This is a genomic window from Alkalibacterium indicireducens, from assembly GCF_039522005.1.
In the GTDB taxonomy this organism is placed as follows: domain Bacteria; phylum Bacillota; class Bacilli; order Lactobacillales; family Carnobacteriaceae_A; genus Alkalibacterium; species Alkalibacterium indicireducens.
Map to the genome: position 1 here is coordinate 4,340 of NZ_BAAADA010000026.1, position 22,993 is coordinate 27,332.

General features: G+C 44.2%; 20 protein-coding genes and 1 pseudogene. 16 read left to right on the forward strand and 5 right to left on the reverse strand.

All coding sequences use genetic code 11. The features are described 5' to 3' along the window. Nucleotides 1-103 precede the first annotated feature (103 nt). The 4 genes from ABFX15_RS01925 (at nucleotide 104) to ABFX15_RS01940 (ending at nucleotide 2,516) form a co-directional block, all read left to right on the forward strand. Nucleotides 104-727: a hypothetical protein gene (locus ABFX15_RS01925; RefSeq protein ID WP_346023847.1), complete on the forward strand. Its 624-nt coding sequence runs from the start codon at nucleotides 104-106 to the stop codon at nucleotides 725-727. Between the two features lie 233 nt (nucleotides 728-960). After that, on the forward strand, nucleotides 961-1,425 hold the full coding sequence (locus ABFX15_RS01930) for a Dps family protein (protein WP_091268538.1): 465 nt from the start codon (nucleotides 961-963) through the stop codon (nucleotides 1,423-1,425). A 103-nt stretch (nucleotides 1,426-1,528) separates the two neighbouring features. Further along, nucleotides 1,529-1,981 carry a tRNA (adenosine(37)-N6)-threonylcarbamoyltransferase complex ATPase subunit type 1 TsaE gene (tsaE, locus tag ABFX15_RS01935; RefSeq protein WP_346023848.1) on the forward strand — a complete coding sequence of 151 codons (453 nt, stop codon included), beginning with the start codon at nucleotides 1,529-1,531 and terminating at the stop codon, nucleotides 1,979-1,981. A gap of 7 nt (nucleotides 1,982-1,988) precedes the next feature. Further along, nucleotides 1,989-2,516: a GNAT family N-acetyltransferase gene (locus tag ABFX15_RS01940; RefSeq protein WP_346023849.1), complete on the forward strand. Its 528-nt coding sequence runs from the start codon at nucleotides 1,989-1,991 to the stop codon at nucleotides 2,514-2,516. A gap of 184 nt (nucleotides 2,517-2,700) precedes the next feature. Here the strand turns inward: ABFX15_RS01940 and ABFX15_RS01945 are convergent, their stop codons facing one another. Continuing rightward, nucleotides 2,701-3,225, reverse strand: a complete 525-nt coding sequence (locus ABFX15_RS01945) for a 3'-5' exonuclease (RefSeq protein ID WP_346023850.1) — start codon at nucleotides 3,223-3,225, stop codon at nucleotides 2,701-2,703. A gap of 279 nt (nucleotides 3,226-3,504) precedes the next feature. Between ABFX15_RS01945 and ABFX15_RS01950 the strand changes: the two genes are divergently transcribed. Further along, entirely contained in the window at nucleotides 3,505-4,902 is a 1,398-nt protein-coding gene (locus tag ABFX15_RS01950; RefSeq protein WP_346023851.1) for a 6-phospho-beta-glucosidase, read from the forward strand. Nucleotides 4,903-4,962: 60 nt separating this feature from the next. On the opposite strand, the gene ABFX15_RS01955 is transcribed toward ABFX15_RS01950, so the two are convergent. Then, nucleotides 4,963-7,593, reverse strand: coding sequence for a calcium-translocating P-type ATPase, PMCA-type (locus tag ABFX15_RS01955; RefSeq protein ID WP_346023852.1), 2,631 nt, complete (start codon nucleotides 7,591-7,593; stop codon nucleotides 4,963-4,965). Nucleotides 7,594-7,941: 348 nt separating this feature from the next. Between ABFX15_RS01955 and ABFX15_RS01960 the strand changes: the two genes are divergently transcribed. The 8 genes and pseudogenes from ABFX15_RS01960 (at nucleotide 7,942) to rpiA (ending at nucleotide 15,359) form a co-directional block, all read left to right on the forward strand. After that, the gene (locus ABFX15_RS01960) at nucleotides 7,942-8,244 is read left to right on the forward strand and encodes a hypothetical protein (protein WP_346023853.1); all 303 of its coding nucleotides are present in this window, start codon (nucleotides 7,942-7,944) and stop codon (nucleotides 8,242-8,244) included. A 272-nt stretch (nucleotides 8,245-8,516) separates the two neighbouring features. Further along, on the forward strand, nucleotides 8,517-9,515 hold the full coding sequence (gene murB, locus ABFX15_RS01965; protein ID WP_346023854.1) for a UDP-N-acetylmuramate dehydrogenase: 999 nt from the start codon (nucleotides 8,517-8,519) through the stop codon (nucleotides 9,513-9,515). A gap of 90 nt (nucleotides 9,516-9,605) precedes the next feature. Next, nucleotides 9,606-10,529 (forward strand): Gfo/Idh/MocA family protein, encoded by a 924-nt coding sequence (locus tag ABFX15_RS01970; RefSeq protein ID WP_346023855.1) that lies wholly within the window; start codon nucleotides 9,606-9,608, stop codon nucleotides 10,527-10,529. Between the two features lie 234 nt (nucleotides 10,530-10,763). Beyond that, nucleotides 10,764-11,894, forward strand: coding sequence for an ABC transporter ATP-binding protein (locus tag ABFX15_RS01975; protein WP_346023856.1), 1,131 nt, complete (start codon nucleotides 10,764-10,766; stop codon nucleotides 11,892-11,894). Beyond that, nucleotides 11,887-12,695, forward strand: a pseudogene (locus tag ABFX15_RS01980) (ABC transporter permease). Before ABFX15_RS01975 ends, ABFX15_RS01980 begins: the two are co-directional and overlap by 8 nt. Beyond that, nucleotides 12,692-13,522 (forward strand): ABC transporter permease, encoded by an 831-nt coding sequence (locus ABFX15_RS01985; protein WP_346023857.1) that lies wholly within the window; start codon nucleotides 12,692-12,694, stop codon nucleotides 13,520-13,522. Before ABFX15_RS01980 ends, ABFX15_RS01985 begins: the two are co-directional and overlap by 4 nt. Next, nucleotides 13,522-14,592, forward strand: coding sequence for an ABC transporter substrate-binding protein (locus tag ABFX15_RS01990; protein WP_346023858.1), 1,071 nt, complete (start codon nucleotides 13,522-13,524; stop codon nucleotides 14,590-14,592). The genes ABFX15_RS01985 and ABFX15_RS01990 overlap by 1 nt, the downstream gene beginning before the upstream one ends. 89 nt (nucleotides 14,593-14,681) lie before the next feature. Beyond that, the gene (gene rpiA / locus ABFX15_RS01995; protein ID WP_346023859.1) at nucleotides 14,682-15,359 is read left to right on the forward strand and encodes a ribose-5-phosphate isomerase RpiA; all 678 of its coding nucleotides are present in this window, start codon (nucleotides 14,682-14,684) and stop codon (nucleotides 15,357-15,359) included. Nucleotides 15,360-15,725: 366 nt separating this feature from the next. Here rpiA and ABFX15_RS02000 read toward each other — a convergent pair whose 3' ends face one another. Beyond that, on the reverse strand, nucleotides 15,726-17,192 hold the full coding sequence (locus ABFX15_RS02000; RefSeq protein ID WP_346023860.1) for an amidase: 1,467 nt from the start codon (nucleotides 17,190-17,192) through the stop codon (nucleotides 15,726-15,728). 355 nt (nucleotides 17,193-17,547) lie between these two features. Here ABFX15_RS02000 and ABFX15_RS02005 point away from each other — a divergent pair, with 355 nt between their 5' ends. After that, on the forward strand, nucleotides 17,548-18,399 hold the full coding sequence (locus tag ABFX15_RS02005; protein ID WP_346023861.1) for a transporter substrate-binding domain-containing protein: 852 nt from the start codon (nucleotides 17,548-17,550) through the stop codon (nucleotides 18,397-18,399). A 2-nt stretch (nucleotides 18,400-18,401) separates the two neighbouring features. Beyond that, nucleotides 18,402-19,085, forward strand: coding sequence for an amino acid ABC transporter permease (locus tag ABFX15_RS02010; RefSeq protein WP_346023862.1), 684 nt, complete (start codon nucleotides 18,402-18,404; stop codon nucleotides 19,083-19,085). Between the two features lie 68 nt (nucleotides 19,086-19,153). Here the strand turns inward: ABFX15_RS02010 and ABFX15_RS02015 are convergent, their stop codons facing one another. Both ABFX15_RS02015 and ABFX15_RS02020 read right to left on the reverse strand, forming a co-directional pair. Next, nucleotides 19,154-20,116, reverse strand: a complete 963-nt coding sequence (locus ABFX15_RS02015; RefSeq protein ID WP_346023863.1) for an L-threonine 3-dehydrogenase — start codon at nucleotides 20,114-20,116, stop codon at nucleotides 19,154-19,156. 86 nt (nucleotides 20,117-20,202) lie between these two features. Next, nucleotides 20,203-21,396: a glycine C-acetyltransferase gene (locus ABFX15_RS02020; RefSeq protein WP_346023864.1), complete on the reverse strand. Its 1,194-nt coding sequence runs from the start codon at nucleotides 21,394-21,396 to the stop codon at nucleotides 20,203-20,205. Nucleotides 21,397-21,583: 187 nt separating this feature from the next. Here ABFX15_RS02020 and ABFX15_RS02025 point away from each other — a divergent pair, with 187 nt between their 5' ends. Beyond that, nucleotides 21,584-22,885 carry a pyrimidine-nucleoside phosphorylase gene (locus ABFX15_RS02025; protein WP_346023865.1) on the forward strand — a complete coding sequence of 434 codons (1,302 nt, stop codon included), beginning with the start codon at nucleotides 21,584-21,586 and terminating at the stop codon, nucleotides 22,883-22,885. Nucleotides 22,886-22,993 lie beyond the last annotated feature (108 nt).

A 22,993-nucleotide genomic window follows, 5' to 3' on the forward strand; every position in this document is an offset into this window, starting at 1 on the left:
TTTGAGCCTACCCATATCCGATTCCTCTGTCTGCATGAAACCTGTGCAGACAAGAATGGAGTTCGTAGGAAGCCCCCACTTCAAAATCCGGAGGATTTAAGTGGTGGGTAGTTCACTGAACACAGCTGAACAGCTTACTGACAGAGAGGGTCAAGTGTATCCGCATAATACACAAGGAGCAGGAAGTGTTCGTGTGCTTCAGGCGATCGAGGCTGAAACTCTTATCATTCCTGGCAGTCATTCTTTCGGTGTTTTCGAGAAGCAGAAAGGACGAGAGGTACGAAGACAGAGCTTTGAGATTCATAATCTGTCAGACAGCAGAAAACGTCATACTGTCAGTTTTTCCGGAAACAACGGGATCAAAGTCAGCAACAGCAACAATCTGAATATTCAGGCCGGCAGATCAAATTCATTCAACTTCAATGTACAGGTGGCTGCCTCTAATCTGGAACCGGGTTATGTCGAGGGCACCTTTACAATTAGTGATGGAGTCAAGTCATATGATGTACCGACTATCCTGTTTATTCAGGAACCGGATTTCCCGCTTCTGAATGACGTACAATTCGGTCTGATGGACGGCCTGCTGGTCGGGTTAGCCAATCTGACGACAGATGTCGATCAGTTCTCATTGCGTGTCCGAAATGCTGATACAGGCGAACTGCTGACGGAAACGGCTGTTAGTCAGAACGTACCAAGAGGTGAACATTTCTTCGTTGGGATATGCTGATCGATGGTCAGCCACTTGGACCAGGAAATTATGCGTTGAATCCTACTGCAGTATTAGGTGGAAGAGAAACTGAACTGGACGGCGCTGTCCTGACAGTTGGACCTTAGGGAACATGATAAATGAACCAGAAGAAGTCCTTACTTCTTCTGTTTTTTTTGAGCATTTCAATTGATATTGTGAGGGATGTATCATAAACTATAGAAAGAACAAATATTTTAGGAGGCGTTTGATCAATGGCAACAGAATCAGTAACAAGTTATCTGAACAATCTGGTAGCAACTCAGGGCCTTTTCTATATTAAACTGCACCAGGCACACTGGTATATAAAAGGACCGGCATTTTTCGAACTGCATGTAAAGCTCGAAGAGTACTATGACGAACTGACAGAACATTTTGACGCAACTGCAGAAAGACTGCTGCAGCTGGGCGGCGAACCGTATTCTACTTTGAAAGAATTTATCGATCACTCAACGATTAAAGAAGCACCAGGTGAGAAGCATTTAGGTGAAGAAGACATGATCGAATCAGTCGTTCATGATTTTGAAACATTGAGAGATGAATTATCTAAAGGAATCGACATGTTTGATGAAGCGAACGATGATGTAACCGTAGATATTCTGACTGAACAGAAAACCTATGTCGACCAGACGATCTGGATGCTGTGGGCGTTTCTAGGAAAAAATGCACTAGGCGAATAACGGGATAGCAAGAAGAGTCAGCATCCGCTGGCTCTTTTTTGATGTGCACAAACACGTTCAGGTATGGTACTATAAAGTATATTTTTTATGATGAGGGATTATGATGAAAGTGATCACACACAGTGAAGAAGAAACAAAAGCACTGGCCAAGCGACTGGCTGATCAGCTGAAACCCGGAATGACGCTCCTTCTCGAAGGACAGCTTGGAGCAGGGAAAACAACTTTTACAAAAGGTATAGCCGAGGCACTAGGTATAAGCAGGGCAGTAAAAAGTCCGACCTACACATTGATAAAGGAATACACAGATGGAAAACTCCCATTATACCACATGGATCTTTATCGACTGGAAGATTCAGAAGATGAGGACCTGGGTCTGGATGATTATTTTTATGGCGAAGGAATCACGGTCGTCGAATGGGGATCATTTATGAAAGAAGATCTTCCTGAAGAATTTATAGCAGTGTCAATCAATACGTCAGACAATCTGAATGACCGTGAAATCAAATTCTCGGCCCAAGGTGACCAGTACAGAGAAGTATTAGAACGATTGGAGTGAGTTTGATATGGTAAAAGAGCAGACACTGGACTGTACTATCAGAGAAGCGATACCGGACGATGCCGAAGCAGTCATCGATCTGCTGAATCGGACAGCCACTCAGACAGGGTTTATGACCCAGGGGGAAGAAGGACTGGGTATCACTGTTGAAGAAGAAGCTGAAGAGCTGGACAAAATTTATCATTCAGATAACAATACAATACTCCTTGCAGTTGTTGATGGACAAGTCATCGGGATTGCTTCGATCCATGCTTCTTCCAAACCGAAGATCAGGCACATTGGAGACATCGGCATTGTGATCGACAAGGATTACTGGGGTATGGGACTGGGTCGACTGATGATGGAAGACCTGATTGACTGGGCACAGGAGTCCGAAGTGATCAAGCGTCTTCAGCTGCAGGTTCAGCACAGGAACACGCGCGGCCGAGCTCTGTATGAGTCTTTAGGTTTCGATCTTGAAGCAATCATGAAATATGGTGTCAAGGACGCTGGTGAATACCTCGATGTTTGTCAGATGAGCAGGTTAGTATTATAGAAAAATGCTGGACATTCCCTAAATGATTGGGGAGTGTCCAGCATTTTTTGCTTTTATGACATTTGGTATGACCTTCCATATTTACGTAACACCGGAATTCAGATGGAAATGGACTCAGATTGAGGGAGCAGTCGCCACAATAGCACCCAGCTCCCGCCGTCATGTTACCTGCTTATTATCCATTCTACTTAATAAAACGGGTCAGCGTTGATTGTCCAAATTCTTTTTCCTGATTCAGAAGAATTGTCGCACACGCTCGTGCATCTTCCAAAGCATGGTGGTGATTAAACGGAATACCATAATAAGCCGCTACTGTGTTCAGTTTATGATTCGGCAGAATTTTAAGCAGAGCCCGGGAGGAACGGACGGTACATAAGGTTTTAAACTGAGGGATCTGTAAGCCGTAATAAGACAATGTGCCAGTTAGGATGCGTTTGTCAAATGGCATATTGTGAGCAATCACCAGTTGGTCTCTAGTGAAGTACTGATTCATTTCATTCCATACTTCAGGAAACTTAGGTGAATCAAGGACATCCGTTTCTCTAATGCCGTGTATCTGAGTGTTGATGCGGTCAAACCAAGTCTCAGGCTGGATCAGTGAATAATACTCGTCGACAATCTCACTGTCTCTTACAATCGTCAATGCCACAGAACAGGCACTGTGTGTCTGGCGGTTGGCTGTTTCAAAATCTATTGCAGTAAAATTCATAAATGCTCCTCTTTATCTTTGTTTATATTAATCATTGTTCAGTATGTCAAAGTATAGCATGACTGTCCCATACTTCAAGCGAACAGACTGCATTAATTGTGTAGATTCTATTACAGAAGGGGTGTTCTTCTCTGACACAAAGTCTGTTTTAAAGAGCTTATCAGTTATCAATCTGACTGATAACAAAACAAATAAAGAAAGCGCTTGTCTGTAATCAATTACATACATTAAGCTTGGCTTGTAAAGAATTTTGCAGACTAAAATTAGGAGGAAGCACACATGGCAAAAGATGGATTGAAAATTGTAACAATCGGTGGAGGGTCCAGTTATACACCTGAACTGATCGAAGGATATATTAAGCGCAAAGACTTACTTCCAATCAGTGAGATCGTACTTGTAGATATCGAAGCCGGTAAACACAAACTGGATATTGTTGGCGCAATGGCCAGACGAATGGTCAAAGCAGCAGGGCTCGACTGGAAAGTTACGCTGACATTAGATAGAAAATCAGCTTTAAAAGATGCTGACTTTGTCACCACACAATTTAGAGTTGGACTTCTGGATGCACGAGTGAAAGATGAGCGTATCCCGTTGTCACATGGCGTACTGGGGCAGGAGACAAATGGAGCCGGGGGAATGTTTAAAGCTTTCCGTACTATTCCCGTTATTCTCGGTATCATTGAAGACATGAAAACACAGTGTCCGGATGCCTGGCTGGTTAACTTCACAAATCCAGCTGGAATGGTAACAGAAGCGGCAATCAAGCATGGTGGATGGAAGAAAACAGTAGGTCTGTGTAATGTGCCGATCGGCCACCGAAAAATGGCTGCCGAAAAACTGGATATCCCGGAAGAAGACTTGTTCTTCAAGTTCGCCGGAATCAACCACTTCCACTGGCACCGTGTCTGGGACAAGCAGGGGCTGGAGCGGACACACGAAGTCATCGATGCGATTTACAAACCGACTGACGAGGATCAGGAAAGCCATCTGAAAAATATTCACAATGCCAGTTTCCATTACGAACAGATCATAGCGCTTGAGATGCTTCCATGCGGTTACCATAGATATTATTATGCAGAAGATGAGATGCTGAAGCACTCGATTGAGGAATTTGAGAAAGGGGAAACCAGAGCTCAAGTTGTTAAGAAAACCGAAGCGAGATTGTTCGAGCTTTACAAGGATCCTGAATTGGATTATAAGCCTGAAGAGCTGTCCCAGCGTGGAGGCACACATTATAGTGATGCAGCGTGTGAAATCATTGCTGCAATTCAAAACGATCTTCGCACAGAAATGGTCGTTTCGACCGAGAATAATGGAACAGTTACAGACCTGCCATATGACTGTGCTGTAGAAGTATCTGGGGTGGTCACGTCTCACGGATTTGAGCCCTATAACTGGGGAACCTTCACTCCTGAAGCGAGAGGCGTCATCCAAAGTATGAAAGGGATGGAAGAAACCGTCATCCGTGCTGCAATCGATGGAGACTATAATCGTGCATTAAGTGCATTTATCGTCAACCCGCTAGTGCCAGGAGGAGTCGTTGCAAAAGATATACTTGATCAGATGCTTTATGCTCACAAAGATCATCTGCCTCAGTTTGCAGATAAAATCAGAGAGATTGAAGAGAACCAACCAGATACAGTCAATTATGTCGACGAGCTGATGAAAAGTAATTAAACTAAAACAGTGCGGCTCCCTGTAATAAGGGAAACGCACTGTTTTTTTGATAACATGAATTTATTTAAATGGCAGAACTTTCTTTCTCAGCTCCATGATGACTGTCGTGCTGAGGGCAAGTCCGGCAGCGATAGCCCACTGCACAAATCCAAATGAGTCAGGAATCGAGAAGACTCCTCTGACACTAGGAAGTAGTGTTAGACTATACAAGCCAGAACAGACAACGAAAGCGATCAGGACAAATTTATTTTTAAAGAAGCCTGCTTCCACACTCGTCTGAGTGATAGATCGAGCAGGAAAGACTTGCAGGGTACGAGCCAGAATCAGGGTAGTAAAGGCCATGGCGACACTAATTTCAGGTGTATAGTTCAGCAGCCCTATAAACTGAGAAATAATGACAGCCAGCCCGATCAGACTTCCTCTGAATATGACAGTCTGAAGTGTTTGACCGGAGAAAATCGTTTCATCTGGATCTCTCGGTTTTTCTTTCATGACATTCGGTTCTTTAGGTTCGAGACCTAACGCAATTGCAGGCAGTGAATCATTGGCCAGATTGATGAACAGCAGCTGCAGCGCCGTAAATGGACTGATCCAGTTCATAATCAAAGCAAACAGGATAGCAATAACAGCTCCAAGGTTACCGGAGAAAAGATAAGCGATAGCTTTCTTAATGTTGGTGTAAATCGTTCGACCAACAGCTACTGCCTTGACGATCGAAACGAAGTTGTCGTCTGTGAGGATCATATCTGAAGCATCTTTAGCGACATCAGTTCCACTGCCCATGGCTATTCCTATATCGGCCTGTTTAAGGGCGGGTGCATCATTGACGCCGTCACCTGTCATCGCAGTTATCTGGTTTTTATCCTGCCAAGCATTTACAATACGTATTTTGTTTTCAGGTGTGACTCGAGCGTAGACAGTGATTTTTTCCAGGGTTTCCATTAGTTCATTATCAGACAAGGCATCCAATTCCTGCCCGGTAAGTGCCAGGTCGCCTTCACTGGAAATATTCAGATCTCTGGCGATTGCCCGTGCAGTCGTTTTATGGTCTCCTGTAATCATAATTGTCTTGATTCCTGCAGCAGTAGCATCTTCTACTGCGTGGTAGACTTCCTGACGAGGAGGATCGATCATAGCCAGCAGTCCAACAAAAATCAGATCATTTTCGTCCTCCACATCAATGTCTTCTTTATCGATTGGCTTATAGGCAAAAGCCAGTACACGCATAGCCTGATCAGAAAAGTACTCGTTCTGCTCCACCAGTTCTTTTTGAAGCTCTTCGGTTAAGTAGACGACTTCCCCGTTCATTTTAATTTTTGAACAGAGAGAGAAGATGACATCTGGGCCGCCTTTGACCAGAAGCCTTTTTTCTCCATCAATCTCATGCACAGTAGACATGCGTTTACGGCTGGAATCAAACGGCAGTTCTGCAAGACGTGGGTAGGTTTTACGTACAGTGTCGTAAGGCAGATTTTGTTTATTACTGTATGCGATCAGTGCAACTTCAGTGGGATCGCCACTTGATTCTCCGTTTTCACTTAATGTGGAGTCATTCGTCAGGGTCGCGACCTGCATCAGGATCTGTTCGGACTCAGTCCATTTTTCAGGATCACCGGAGAACAGATTGGATTCACCATTTGGAATGTAGGCATCGACCACAGTCATTTTATTTTGAGTCAAGGTACCTGTTTTGTCTGTACAAATCACACTGGTGGATCCGAGCGTTTCTACGGCTGGAAGCTGTCTGATGATGGCATGCTGTTTAGCCATCTTATTTGTACCCACTGAGAGAACGATGGTCACGATCGACCGCAGAGCTTCAGGAATGGCAGCAACAGCGACAGCAACGGCAAACATAAATGCATCCAACAATGGGACTGTAATATCTTCAGCATTACCTAAGAAGATACGCCCTGCTTGAATAGCGAATATGAGAATAGACAGAAGCAGGATAGCCCAGCCCAGTTTCTTACTGAAGTGTTCCAGTTTACGCTGCAGAGGCGTCTGTTTGGAAGAAGCGCCTTGAATCAGCTGAGCCACTTTCCCCATTTCAGTGGACTCTCCGATTGCAGTGACGACAAAGTTCCCTCGTCCGTAAGTGACCAGCGTTCCACTGTAGACCATATTGATTCGGTCGGCAAGAGGCGTATCTTCAGCCAGCTCATTTGTTCTTTTTTCAGATGAAACTGATTCCCCAGTCAGCGACCCCTCCTGGACTTGAAGCGATTCAGCTTCTACCAGGCGACCGTCGGCAGGAATATTATCTCCCGCTTCCAGTACAACAATATCACCCACTGTGATGTTTTTAGCTTCGATCGATTGAGTCGATCCATCTCTCAGTACTTTGGCGCTGGGTGATGCCATCTTACGAAGAGATTCCAATGAATCTTCCGCTTTTTTTGTCTGCACGACACTTAGAAGAGAGTTCAGTATCAGAACTGTAAAAATGATCAGTGGTTCGAGCTGTTCGCCGATCAGGACCTGAATGATGGCCACGATCAGCAGAACGATGACCATAGGATCCTTGAACGATTCGATAAATAGGGAGAGAATCGAGCGTCGATCCTTTTGAGCAATTTCGTTTAAGCCATACTGCTCCAGGCGACTGGTTACCTCCTTTGTAGTCAGCCCTTCACGGGAAGCATTCAGTTCTGTTAGAACTTCTTCACTCTTACGTTTATAGTAATCCATCTAATTATCCTTTCTACTAATCGGAAGCAATAGATAAAAAAAGACGCATACGGAAGGCCTATTCCGTATACGTCTCACAATTTAATGCAGCACCAGCAGATGAGTCATCTACGATTGGTGGCACTGCAACAGAAAATATCCTGCCTGTTACTCCCGTACAGTATTCATTTGTCCTGATAATTATAATCCCTCTTAACTAAAATAGCAACAATTAAATATCCTGTAAACTTTTATGAGGAGATTTGTCTGACTATCAGTCATGCGAGCACTTTAAACCTGATGTTATCAGCCCACTGTTAATGATGATTTTAGTACGCTGGATTAACCGAATTAAAACGAGGTGAACACATGACCCAGTTGCTTTTAAAAATAAGAAACTGCACGAACAGTTTAAAAATCACTCTCGCAGCACTTTTGATCATCCTGATTGGAGGAGTTCTTCTTTCTTTGCCAATAAGTCATCAATCTGGACAAGAAGGGTCTGTTTTCGATCGTTTTTTACATCTGCTTCACTTGTGTCGATCAACAGCTTTTGATACATTGGGAGAAGAGTTGACGCATTGTTATACAGAAGTTCTAAGGATAGATAAAAAGCAGGACAATCTGGATGCATGTAAGATCTTTCTTCCGGAAGCTGAACCTGAAGATTGATCCGACTGTCGAGCTTAAGGAGGACAAGCACTACTTAGGTATCGTCCAAAAGGATTATTTTGACAGATTTGCAGAAGAAACCTCTTTAGGCTATGATTTAAGACTTGACGATTAGATGACAATTCCCGGTAATTGTACACATTCAGACGCATTAGTGTTAAAATTAGTGTGATTTGCATGCTAACAAGATCCGAATGCCATCAAGTCATGAAATTGGATCCGTGGCAGATCATTAAAGGATCCAGGCGTTAACGAGAGGACAATCGATTATAATGAATGTAAAAAAACTTAAAAAGTATTTTCCAAACGCAACAATAAAAGAGAATGAACCTTTATCTAAATATACTTATACTAAAACAGGTGGACCGGCAGATGCACTGATCTTTCCGAAAACGAAAGAAGAAGTTCAGGCATTGGTTAAATGGTTATATGAGCAGAGCTGGCCAGTCACTATTCTTGGGAATGCCAGCAACCTTATTGTGAAAGATGGGGGAATCCGTGGGGCTGTCATCATTCTGACGGACATGAACCAGATCTTAGTAAAAGAGAACAGCATTAGAGTACTAACGGGTGCACCTCTTATCGAAGTCAGTAAACGGGCGTATCAGTCCAGTCTTACCGGACTTGAGTTCGCCTGTGGAATCCCGGGAAGCATTGGTGGGGCAGTATACATGAATGCTGGAGCTTACGGCGGGGAAGTGAGAGAAGTGATCCGTAAAGTCACGGTCCTTACCCGTGACGGCGAAATTTTCGAACGGACGAATGACGAAATGGAATTTTCTTATCGTCACAGCAAGCTTCAGGAGACAGATGAAATCGCGCTGGAAGTCGTATTTGAGCTGACAGAAGGCGATCCTGAAGCGATCAAAGAGAAGATGGATGAGCTGACCTATCTCAGAACATCCAAACAGCCGCTCGAATACCCATCCTGCGGGTCTGTCTTCAAGCGTCCTACAGGCTACTTCACAGGTAAACTGATTCAGGATGCCGGCCTTCAGGGACTGAAATGGGGAGGCGCACAAGTATCCACTAAACATGCCGGATTTATTGTCAATATTGACAATGCGACAGCCACGGATTATATTGAGCTGATCGAACACATTAAGGAAGTCATTCTGGATAAATATGGCGTCCAGCTGGAAACAGAAGTGAAAATAATTGGCGAAGACCATCCTGCTGTTATCGGGGCCAATGACACATTGATAAAAAAAGCGACTAGCAGTTTCAAGGCGAAACTTGAAACGATCATGCCTTTGACAGAAGAAAATTAAATGAAGGAGCAGTTGGTGACCACAAAGCGGTGAGACGTCGTTAACAGGTTGCAGGCTGCTCTTTTACATTGGACAGACGGAGGAAATCAGATGAAAATAGGTGTTATCGGATTAGGAACTATTGCACAGAAAGCTTATCTCCCACTCTATACGACTCATTTTTCCGAGCATGAGTGGCACTTTTCAACACGCAGTCAGGAGAAGTTGGAAGAGCTGGGGAGACAATACGGCTTATCACCTGATCAACTGCATACATCCTGGAAAGACTTGACGGAGATAGTTGATGCTGTGTGCATACATACCCCGACTCATACGCATTATGAGATGGTTTCATATTTTCTGAATCATTCGATTCCAGTGCTGATCGACAAGCCACTTACAGAAGAACTGGATAAGACTAAAGAGCTGATGACACTGGCTGCAGAGAAACAGGTAACTTTGATGATCGGGTTTAATCGACGTTTTGCACCCAAAGTAAAGGAACTGGCTGATGTCAAAGATGCCAATATGTTGATCGTTCAGAAGAATCAGTCTGATGCCACAGACTTTCCGGTCAGATACCGTATCTTCGATATGATGATTCATCCAATTGATACAGCGGTCTTTTTGTTAAATGACCAGCATATCGACGTAGTAGATTCTGAAGTTGTTGAAGAAGGAGGCCAGTTCAAGCGCGCGTGGGTCATACTTAAAACGAAACAGATGACTGCAATGGTTTCTATAAATAATGAATCAGGAGCTAAAAGAGAGACACTTGAACTTCAAAGTGCTTCCGGAACATACACAGTTGAAGACCTCACAGATTTATCGATTTACACTAAAGAGGGAAGGCTCACTCAAACTGCCGGCGACTGGACTGAAACACTGGTAAAGAGAGGCTTTGAACCAATGATCCAGTCATTTCTGGAAACTCTGGAGAAGAAGGGAGCTGTTCCTGCATCGCTTGACTCCGCACTGGTCAGCCATTTCATATGCGAGTCAATCTGCTTGAAGTATGAAAAGGAACAGTGGTAATACCTTAAGTTCCGTCGTATGCGCAGCAATATTGAAATGACAAAAAAGAATCGCTGCAGTTGGCTTATTTTCCACTTGATTCTCCGCCAGATAAAATGAATGACCGATGGCATCACTTTTTAAACATATTTAGTGACTATTATAAGAAAAACAACTGAATAAATATTGCTTTTCACCCCTTAATCGCTATAATTATAAAGGTTAATTAAATCGGTTATAAAGGGGTGTTTTTTGTTGACTGAAGAGATAATTGTTTCCTTCGATCAGGTAGAAAAAAAATATGATAAAGAGAGTGTCTTAAAGACCATTTCGTTTGAATTGGAGAAAGGAAAATTTTATACCTTGCTCGGTCCTTCAGGATGTGGAAAGTCGACAATATTGAATCTGATCGCCGGATTTACATCACCTACTGAAGGATACATTCGAATTAATGGAGAAGAAACAAAAAACACACCTCCAAATAAAAGAAAAGTCAATACAGTTTTTCAGGACTATGCCTTGTTCCCCCACATGAATGTTTTCGATAATGTGGCTTTTGGGTTGAAAATGAAAAAATTGAACAAACAGGACATCAGTGAGAAGGTCAGTGACGTGCTCAAACTCGTCAGACTGGATGGATTTGAACAGCGGGGGATAGCTGAAATGTCCGGTGGGCAGAAACAGCGAGTAGCGATTGCCCGGGCTCTTGTAAACGAACCGGACATGCTGCTGCTGGATGAGCCGTTATCCGCATTGGATTTGAAACTGCGTACAGATATGCAGTATGAACTGCGTGAACTTCAGCGGCGTCTTGGAATTACTTTTCTTTTTGTTACTCATGATCAGGAAGAAGCTCTGGCGATGAGTGATGAAATCATGGTTATGAAAGAAGGCGAAATCATCCAGACTGGTACGCCAAATGATATTTACGATGAGCCGATCAACCGATATGTGGCTGACTTTATCGGGGAAAGCAATATTGTAGAAGGCCGTATGGTTGAGGATTATGTTGTGTCATTTGCCGGCAAACGTTTCGCGTGTGTTGACGGAGGCATGACATCTAATGAGAAAGTTGATGTTGTGATTCGTCCGGAAGATCTGGTAGTAAGTCAGGCTGATGAAGGAGATCTGCAGATCAGTGTTCAAAGTCAGTTGTTCAGAGGGGTCCATTATGAGATCGTTGGACTGGATAATGAAGGAAACAGCTGGATGGTCCACTCCACGAAGAAGACAGAAATCGGCAAACGAGTCGGTCTTCAATTTGATCCACAAGATATCCACATCATGCGTATAAATGAAACGGAAGAAGCTTTCGATGAGCGGATTGAGCAGTTTTCCGGATTATCCTCGACATCAGAGGTGAGAGGAGAAGGGGCGGATGACTAGACAGCGCAAACTTCTTTCGATCCCTTATTACCTGTGGATCGTGCTATTCGTCGTTTTTCCCGTGCTGTTACTGCTTGTACAGTCATTTCGGGGGCTTGACGGGTCATTTACACTGACGAACATACAGACTTATTTTACGTCTCAAGTCTATCTGACGATGACGATGCAGTCGTTTTTATATGCTTTCCTGATTACTGTGCTGACACTAGCCATCAGTTATCCGGCTGCCTACTTCCTGAAGCAGACTAAGCACAAACAGTTATGGCTGCTGGTCCTGATTTTGCCGACGTGGATGAATATCCTGCTGAAAGCTTACGCCTTTATCGGCATTCTAAGTCAGCCCGTTTTGTCAATCAGCTCCTGGAAACTATAGGTATTGGAGCACAGCCGCTGCTCTTTACTAGACTCAGCTTTCTTATCGTCGCTACTTACATTGAAATTCCATTTATGCTTCTTCCGGTTTTCAATGCCATTGACGAAATAGATGGATCGATGGTTCTTGCCAGCCGGGATCTGGGAGCCAATGAGTGGCAGACTTTTAGATCTGTAATTTTTCCGATGTCTCTGTCTGGTGTGAGAAGTGGGATCCAGGCCGTATTCATTCCTTCCTTGTCTCTTTTCATGCTGACTAGACTAATCGCGGGGAACCGTGTCATTACTTTGGGTACAGCAATCGAACAGAACTTTCTGGTTACACAGAACTGGGGAATGGGATCAACGATGGGCATTATCCTGATTCTGATCATGTTTGCGGTTATGTTCGTGACACGTAAACGAAGAAAGGGAGTGCCAGGAAGATGACCAAGAATAAAAACTGGGCAAAGCTTTATTTATTCGTTGTATTCATTCTGCTATATACACCCATTGTCTATTTAATATACTATTCCTTTAATGAAGCGGGAACGATGAACCAGTTCAGCGGATTTACACTGGAACACTATGCAGCATTGGCAGAAGACTCAAGACTGCTGATTATTGCACTGGACACGATCAGGGTGGCTCTCTTGTCAGCTCTTATTGCAACAGTGATCGGGACATCTGGTGCTATTGGTATTTACTTTTCCAGAAGACGTCAGACTCAAAACGTGCTTCTGAGTCTGAATAATATTCTTCTGGTGTCACCTGATGTCATCATTGGAGCAAGCTTCCTGCTGCTCTTCACTCTAGTAGGGTTTCAGCTGGGTTTTTACTCCGTACTCCTTTCTCATATTGCTTTCAGCATCCCGATCGTCGTTCTGATGGTCCTTCCGCGGCTTGAAGAAATGAACGGGAACATGATTACAGCTGCCAGAGACCTTGGAGCCAATCATTTCCAGGTGCTCAAGGAGATCATTCTTCCGAGCATCACGCCTGGGATACTGGCCGGCTATTTTATGGCGTTTACCTACTCAATCGATGATTTTGCGGTGACCTTCTTTGTAACTGGGAACGGCTTTGCGACGTTGTCTGTAGAAATTTATTCCAGGGCACGCCAAGGTGTCAGTCTGGAAATCAACGCGTTAAGTACGATCCTCTTCCTTGTTGCCTTCAGCCTTGTTGCCGGATACTATTTCATCCAGCAGCATCGTACACGACAGAAACTGGCCCACATGGATCCGACAAATCATGAAAAGGCGGTGACGCCATAATGAAAAAACTGATTAATTTGTCACTGGTTATTATTGGACTCACAACAGCTGCTTTCCTGGGAGGACGTTACATCGATCAGGCTCAGGGCACAAGTGGTGCAGATGTTTTACACTTGTACAACTGGGGGGACTATATCGATTCCGATCTGATTGAGCAGTTTGAAAAAGAGACGGGGTACCGCGTTGTCTACGAAACCTTCGACTCTAATGAAGCCATGTATACTAAGGTCCAGCAGGGCGGGACGGGATATGACCTGGTAATTCCAAGTGAATACATGATCGAGCGGATGATTGAAGAAAACTTAGTCGTGGAGCTGGACCATTCTAGAATCGAGGGCCTGGAACACATCGATCCTGATTTTCTCGATCTGAACTTTGATCCGGGGAACCGTTACTCGATTCCTTATTTCTGGGGAACACTCGGAATTGCATACAACGAAGACCTGTTGGAAGGTTTTGAACCGGAAAGCTGGGAGGACTTGTACCGACCTGAACTGGCGGACAGTATACTGATGATCGACGGGGCCAGAGAAGTTATAGGGATCGGCCTTCAGACTTTAGGCTATTCACTCAATTCAAGAGATTCATCCGAACTTCAGCAAGCAGCAGACCAGCTGACTGAACTGTCACCAAACATCAAGGCACTGGTGGCTGACGAAATCAAGATGTATATGATTCAGGAAGAGGCTGCGATTGCGGTCACTTATTCTGGAGAAGCTGCAGATATGATGTGGGAGAACGAATCCATTGTCTATATTCTACCCGAAGAAGGATCGAATCTCTGGTACGACAATATGGTGATTCCACACACTGTACAGAATGAAGAAGCGGAGTATGCTTTCATCAACTTCATGCTCGCCCCTGAAATAGCTGCCCAAAACGCAGACTATATCGGTTACAGCACACCAAACCAGACGGCAATGGACTACCTACCTGAAGAAACAGTGGAAGACGAGCAGTTTTATCCGAGCCAAGATATGATGGACAATCTGGAAGTATATGAAGACCTCGGTCTGGAATACACCGGTATCTACAATGACCTGTTTCTGGAGTTTAAAATGATCAAATAAAGTTAGTTTAAGAAGTAGGACTTAATCATCAAGTCTTACTTTTTTTCTATGCTATAATTTAGTTACATATATACGAAGGAGAGAGACGGATGAACTTAAAGAAGATAGTCGGCTACAAAGCGGCAGAATTTGTAAAGGACGGAATGATTGTTGGGCTAGGAACAGGATCTACGGCCTACTACATGGTTGAGGCGATTGGAAAACGTGTGAAAGAAGAAGGCTTGTCTATTGTTGGCGTCACAACCTCTCACAGAACAACTGATCAGGCAAGAGAACTTGGTATTCCGTTAAAAGATATCGATGAAGTCGATCATATTGACGTGACCATCGATGGGGCGGATGAAATTTCAGATGACTTCCAAGGCATAAAAGGAGGAGGAGCTGCGCACCTCTTTGAAAAAATGGTCGCAAACCAGTCTGAAGAAATCATCTGGATTGTGGACGACAGCAAAATGGTATCTAAATTAGGCGCATTCCCTCTCCCGGTAGAAGTGGTGAAATTCGGATGCGGACAAGTGCTAAAGCTTTTAAAAAAAGAGAATCTGAATCCCGAATTTCGTCTGAATGATGACGGGAGCAAACTGGAGACTGATTCAGGCAACTATATTATTGATCTGCATTTGGGAACGATCGAAGATCCTCATAAACTCGCATCCTTCCTGGACTCTGTCACAGGTGTAGTGGAGCACGGGCTGTTTCTAGATACCGTCACTAAGGTGATCGTCGGAAGAGAAAACGGACCAGAAGTGATCGATGTGGAAAGATAAGAGACACTAATAGACCTGCAGAGCGGCTGGACGAATCGTCTGTCTCCCTGCAGGTCTTTTTCTTTTTATAGGGGTTGCATGTAATAGCCCCGGCACTCGGGTATGAAATCAATCTGAGTTAAGGCGCAATTGCTAAAGCACCGTTACTCGGGTATGAAATCAATCTGAGTTAAGGCGCAAATGCTATAGCCCCGGCACTCGGGTATGAAATCAATCTGAGTTAAGGCGCAATCGTCAAAGCACCATAAGTCGGAATGGAAAATCGACTTGAGCTCCTTATCAAACGTAAAAACAGAACATCTAGATGCATGAACGCATCTAAATTCACGACGAAACCACCGAAGTGTTTATTACAGTATCATTCATTCAGACAAATAACCCATCATCCTCCATCATACGGCCCATTTGCAGTAACCAATGCTCTTTACCTTTCGGAGCGGTGAACTGAATTCCCAAAGGCATGCCTTCTTTTGTCAAATGTGTGGGCAGGCTGATTGCAGGCTGCCCAGTCAGATTGGCTTGTTGAGTAAATGGAGTAATCGATAGACTTTCTTCCCACATATCCCAGATAAGTTGTTGTTGGTCAGCGGGTGAGAAAGTGTCAATGTGTCTCATTTTCTTTTTAAAAGATTCAGACCAGTAGATCTTGTCCACTCTCGGAGCAGGCTCAGCTGTTGTCGGCTGAAGTAGCAAGTCGTATCGTTCATTGAATAAAGCCGCTTTTTCCGCTGCATCATCCCATGTGCTCAGTGTATTTGAATACTCAGCTGCACTGACTTTTTTGCCTGACTGATACAGGACCCAGGTCAGCAGTTCCACATCCTCCATCGTGATCGACCGACCGAGAGCTTTCTCCATATTCCCAAGCATAGCTGCAGTTTCTCCGGAATTCATAACATAGTAGGATTTCATCAAATCTACACCATCAATATCTGGTTCACTCTGGTCTACCGCAAACCCTTTCTGTTCGAGCCAGTTGACAGCGTTTAGAACAGCGTCTTCAGCTTCGCTGCTTACCTGACTGCCGATCGGAGATTTCAGGGAAAAGGCGATTCTCATCTTTTTATTAAGTGGGGCAGTCAGACTGTTAAGATAGCCTTCCCTGTACAAGGGTGTCTGAAAAGCAGCTGCTGGCTGTAAGACTTGCATGTGGTCGAGCAAAGCAGCAGTATCCCTGATTGATTTTGTCAGAGCGAAGCTGATGGCAGCACCTTGCCATGCCCGCCCGGCTCCAGGGCCAATTGGTGTTCTTCCGCGAGTCGGTTTCAGTCCGACTAAGCCGGTAAATGAAGCCGGTATGCGGATCGATCCACCGCCATCACTTGCTCCAGCTATAGGCACCATTCCTGATGCGACTGCGGAGGCAGCACCGCCGCTTGATCCTCCTGCGCTGAACTCAGAGTTAAAAGGATTGCGTGCCGGACCAAAAATATCTGAGTGCGTGATATTGGTAAAACCGAACTCCGGTACATTCGTCGATCCGATAGGGATAAATCCAGATTTCTGCAGCTGGGCAACAAAGTGGCTGGTGTATGATGACCGGTTATCTTTTAACAGTTTGGAACCTGCCCGGGCAGGTTCTCCGATCATGTTCTGACCCAGCTCCTTTAAAAGGATCGGCACACCACCAAAAGGACCGTTTACCCATGATTCTTCCCGTGATTCACTAAGTGCAGTTTCTTCTCTTGTGTGGACGGCTGCATTTAACAGCGCATTTTTTTCTTTAATCGATTTGAAGCTGGCCATAAGGAGTTCCTGAGATGAAACCTGCCCGTTTCTGATCTGCTCCGAGTAATACATCCCATCCTTAGTCCGGTCAATATGAAAGCTCATAGTTTTATCCTTCCTTATTCAGTCGATTTTTTTCAGTATATCAGTCAGGTGTAAGGAATCAATAGTGCAGGAGATAATAGGCTTGAATAATCAGTCAGACTAAAGAAGCAAGATTGTGGTTAAAGGCTTATTACAGGTATTTACAGAATTTGTATCAAAAATAAAAAGAAACTCGATGAATCATAAAGACAAAATTGTACATCATCACAATGTTAAGAATGTCGGTAAAATAGTGATAAGCTCCTGATTTAATTCTTTGTCTCGTTCTCTCACATAACAAAATCGACTATAATTTTGACTTAAAAATTTCAGGTTGCTATGATTTTGAAGGAAAAACGAAAGGGGATAATGAAAAATGAACAAATCACTATTGATGAGGATGGCACTGCTTGGAAGCGTCATAACACTGACAGCCTGTGGGGAAAGTGGTGCAAGTGAGAATAGTTCAGATAACTGGGATGAGATACAAGAAGCGGGTGTGATCCGGGCAGCGACATCTGGTACATATTTTCCAAACTCATATCACGATGCTGAAACAAATGAACTGACTGGCTTTGAAGTTGAAATATTGAGAGAAGTGGCTGATCGTCTGGAACTGGACATTGATTTTACTGAAATGAATGTAGACGGCATGCTGACGTCTCTGAACAGTGAACAGATTGATGTTGCCGCCTTGAGTATCAGTCACGCCGGAGAAAATGCGGACCGATACAACTACACGATACCTTATAAGTATTCATATATGTCCATGATTGTCCGGGAAGAAGACAACTCAGGGATTGAAGAAATGGAAGATCTTGACGGAAAACGGGCAGCTGGAGCGGCTACGACTACGTATATGCAGATTGCAGAGCAGTATGGAGCAGAACTGGTAATTTATGACAATGCCACAAACGACCAGTATTTATGGGACGTAGCGAATGGGCGAACAGACTTGATCATAAATGACTTTTACGGACAGACCATGGCACTGACGGCTTTCCCGGATATTCCAGTCCACATTCATGAAGAGCTGTTCTTCAATCCAAGCTATACTAATTTCTCTCTTAAACTAGGCAATGACACCTTGACTGAACAGATCGACCAGGCACTGGAAGCTATGCATGAAGATGGGACACTCAGTGAGATCTCAGAGACATTTTATTATGGGGAAGATGTGACGGTTGAACAGGACTTTGACATCATGACCATCGAACTAGAGGGATAGCCATGCTGTCAATTGAATGGCAGTATATATTTGATCCGGATCTGGCCTGGGAATCTTTGCCGTTTTTATTAAGAGGCGTGCCATATACCTTGGGCATTGCCTTGGTCAGTACGGCCATTGGTGCAGTGATAGGAATGGTCATCGCTCTGATGAGATTGTCTCCATCCAGAACATTAAGGTGGATCGCCCGATTGTATGTTTCATTTATGAGGGGGACGCCGGTACTCGTCTTTTTATTTCTGATTTATTTTGGGCTGCCTTTTGTAAACATTCAGTTTAATGCACTGACGTCGGCTATTATCTGCTTCAGTCTGAACGGCGCGGCCTATATTTCTGAGATTTTCCGGTCATCCATATCATCCGTGAATCGGGGGCAATGGGAAGCGGCAACCGTTCTTGGAATGACTCCTTATGTCACGTTGAAAGATATTATTCTTCCGCAGGCTTTCAGAATAGCGATCCCGCCTTTGAGCAGCGTTCTCCTGGATGTCATCAAGGGAACATCTCTGGCAGCCATGATTACAGTCAATGAAATTTTTCAAAATGCCAGAGTAGTGGGAGGAAGAGAGCATGATTATATGACGATGTATATTCTAGTTGCAGCAATTTACTGGGTGATCTGCAGCCTCTTCGGACTATTTCAGGATTATCTCGAAACAGTCTCCTCCAGGTATATCGTCAACTGAGGTATTCTATTTTTACGCCAAAAGAAGACCCTGCACTTTTAGAATAGTGCAGGGTCTATCTTTATCAATCAGGCATATGAAAGAATGCCCTTGTTTTTCAGTTGCTTAAGCATATCTTCAGTCATTTTTTCAAGATCGTACTTAGGTGAGAACCCCCATTCTTGCTGAGCAGCTGTTGTATCGATGGCATTTGGCCAAGACTCTGCGATCCCTTGTCTAATTGGATCAACATCATAATTCAGCTTGAATTCAGGTAGGTGTTTCTTGATGGCCTGTTCAACATCTTCAGGTGCAATGCTCATAGCACTGACATTGTAGGCATTGCGGTTGACCAGCTGGTCGCTCGGTGCCTCCATCAGCTGAATGATCAAGTCGACAGCGTCAGGCATGTACATCATATCCATGTATGTGCCTTTGCCGATAAAGGATGTATACGCATTGTTTTTCAGTGCTTCATAGTAAATATCGACAGCGTAGTCTGTCGTTCCACCGCCAGGAAGGGTGTCGTAGGAAATCAGACCAGGGAAACGGACGCTTCGTGTATCCACTCCGAATTTCTGGAAATAGTAATCCCCGAGCAGCTCTCCGCTGACTTTTGTGACACCGTACATGGTTGTCGGACGCTGGATCGTGACCTGGGGTGTCTGATCTTTAGGTGTCTGAGGACCGAACGCCCCGATTGAGCTGGGTGTGAAGAACTTCAAGTCGTATTCGCGCGACAGCTCAAGTGCGTTGATCAGTCCGCCCATGTTCAAATTCCAGGCCAGCTGAGGTTTTGCTTCGGCAACAGCTGACAGTAATGCAGCCAGGTGTATAAATGTATCAACTTGATACTGTTCAACCAAATCCTTCATGCGATCGGCATCGGTCACATTCAGGATTTCGAAAATACCATCAGTGACTACTTTAGAATCTTCGGGCTGTCTGATATCAGTAGCGACAACGTTCTCTTTTCCATAGACTTCACGCAATCTGATTGTAAGCTCTGATCCGATCTGACCTAAAGCTCCAGTAATGATAATTTTTTTCACTCGTAAACCTCCGACTTTTTGTCTATTATTTATTACCAGCAGAAAGAGAAAAGATGAGGATCACCTTTTCTCTATTAGTCTATAAATTAACTGATAACATCGAGTTCCTTGCCGATTTTTTTGTAAATATCAAGTACTTTGTCCAGCTGGTCCTTGGTGTGAGCGGCACTTGGCATATTTCTTACTCGACCTGTTCCACGTGGGACTGTAGGGAAGACGATCGATTTTGCATAGACGCCTTCTTCTGTCAGACGTTTGGAGAAACGCTGAGTCAGTTTTTCTTCACCGATAATACAAGGGGTGATAGGTGTTTCTGAATCGCCGATGTTGAAGCCCAGATCTTTAAGGCCGGCTTTCAGATATCGACCATTTTCCCAAAGACGTTCGTGTTCTTCTGTTGAGCTGGACATGATATCGATGGCTTCGATACATGCTGCAGCAGCTCCAGGAGTCAGTGAGGTAGAAAACAGGAAAGGACGGGCACGAACCTTCAGCCAATCAATTAGGTTCTGAGTTCCAGCGACATAACCTCCGACAACTCCGACTGCTTTAGACAGTGTCCCCATCTGGAAATCGATTTTATCCTGAAGACCAAAATGTTTAACTGTCCCGGCACCTTTACCCATGACGCCTGATCCATGTGCATCATCAACATACGTAATCAGATCGAATTCTTCAGCGATTTCAACGATTTCAGGCAATTTCGCAACATCGCCATCCATTGAAAAGACACCGTCAGTGATGTACATAATTTTTTCATACTGTCCGCTTTCAACAGCTTCTTTAGCTTTTGCTCTCAGGTCATCCATATCCTGGTGTTTGACACGGATAACTTTTGCTCCGGATAGACGGCATCCGTCAATGATAGACGCGTGATTCAGTTCGTCAGACAGGATTGCATCATTCTTGTTCATGACCGCAGAAATTGCGCCCATGTTGCAGTTGAATCCTGACTGGAAAGCGACGGCTGCTTCAGTGTGCTTGAATTCAGCTATTTTTGCTTCCAGTTCGTCGTGGATCGACTGAGTTCCGTTGATTGTTCTAACGGCACCGGCACCTACACCGTAAGTGTCAGTTGCTTCATTTGCTTTAACTTTAAGACGTTCATCATTTGCAAAGCCCAAGTAGTTGTTAGAAGACATATTGATCAGTTTGTTTCCGTTGATCGTAATTTCCGATCCGTTGGGTCCCTGAATCGTGTCGATCTCATTATAAAGACCCTGATCCTTCAATTCCTGAAGATTATTTTCGAGAAAGGTATTCAACTTTTGACTAGTCATAAAATCGCTCCCTTGAGTATTTGGTTGTGCACTTCCTTATAATTCTACCACTCTTTTAGATGGACGTGTAGTACTGTAAGCCTTTATTGGAAGATTCTTATCGACTCTAAGAGAAATCTACTTAATAAAGGCAATACTTGTGATAAAATAAGGCTTACATGATAATGATGAATGGAGTGTTATGAGAATGAGAATGATCGACTTGATCGAGAAGAAACAGCATAGACAAGTACTGACACAAGAAGAAATTAAATGGATGATCGACCAGTATACAAGCGATGTTATTCCTGATTACCAGATGAGCGCAATGGCTATGGCAATCTATTTTAATGGAATGAACAATGATGAACGTAGTGCCCTGACAATGGCTATGGTCGAATCTGGGGACCAGATCGACTTGTCCGATATCGAAGGCGTAAAAGTGGACAAGCATTCAACTGGCGGAGTAGGCGATACAACTACCCTGGTCCTTGCACCTCTTGTGGCTAGCGTAGGGGTTCCAGTAGCTAAAATGAGCGGACGTGGACTGGGTCATACAGGCGGAACAATCGATAAGCTTGAAGCTATCCCAGGTTTTCATGTTGAACTGTCTCAGCAGGACTTCTCTGAACTGGTCAACAAAAACAAAGTGGCAGTAGTCGGTCAGTCAGGAAATCTGACGCCAGCTGACAAGAAGCTATATGCCCTTCGTGATGTGACAGGCACTGTCGAGTCGATTCCTCTAATTGCGAGTTCAATCATGAGTAAAAAAATTGCCTCCGGTGCAGATGCAATCGTTCTGGACGTTAAAACCGGAGCCGGAGCATTCATGAAAAATGTTGAGCAGGCAAAAGAACTGGCTGAAACCATGGTCAATATCGGGAAATCAGTTGGAAGACAGACGATGGCCGTTATTTCTGATATGAGTCAGCCACTTGGAAATGCGATTGGAAATGGTCTGGAGGTAAAAGAAGCGATCGATACGCTTAAAGGGCACGGACCGGAAGACCTGACTGAACTGTGTCTCGTTCTTGGAAGTCAGATGGCTTATTTAGGAGGAGCGGCAGACTCTCTTGAGGAAGCGCGGACCCTTCTGGAAGCAAACCTTAAAAACGGAAAAGCGCTTGAAGTCTTCAAGACATTTGTGGAAGCACAAGGCGGGGATGCTTCAGTAGCCGATAATCCTGAAACGGTCCTTCCAGTTGCTTCATATACTAAGGAAGTTTTAGCTGATCAGGATGGAGTCGTTTCTGAAATCATTGCTGATCAGATCGGAATTGCAGCGATGATGCTGGGTGCCGGACGTGAAACGAAAGAAAGTCAGATCGACTTGTCTGCAGGACTTTACCTTCATAAAAAAGTTGGAGATAAAGTCAGTGCGGGAGAGTCTATTGCTACCTTGTATTCCAACAAAGAAATCAGCGATGAGGTTGGCGAAAGAGTTCTGACTAATGTCAAACTGTCAGACAGCGCAACTGAACCGACATTGGTGTATGACATCGTTCAGTAAATAATGGGTGAGTGAAGCAGTCTTCGGTGTCTTGAAGGCTATGTGTAAAATAGTTGTCGGAAAGTAAAATAGTAGGGCAAGAAATTAAAGTAGACAAAAAGAAAGAAG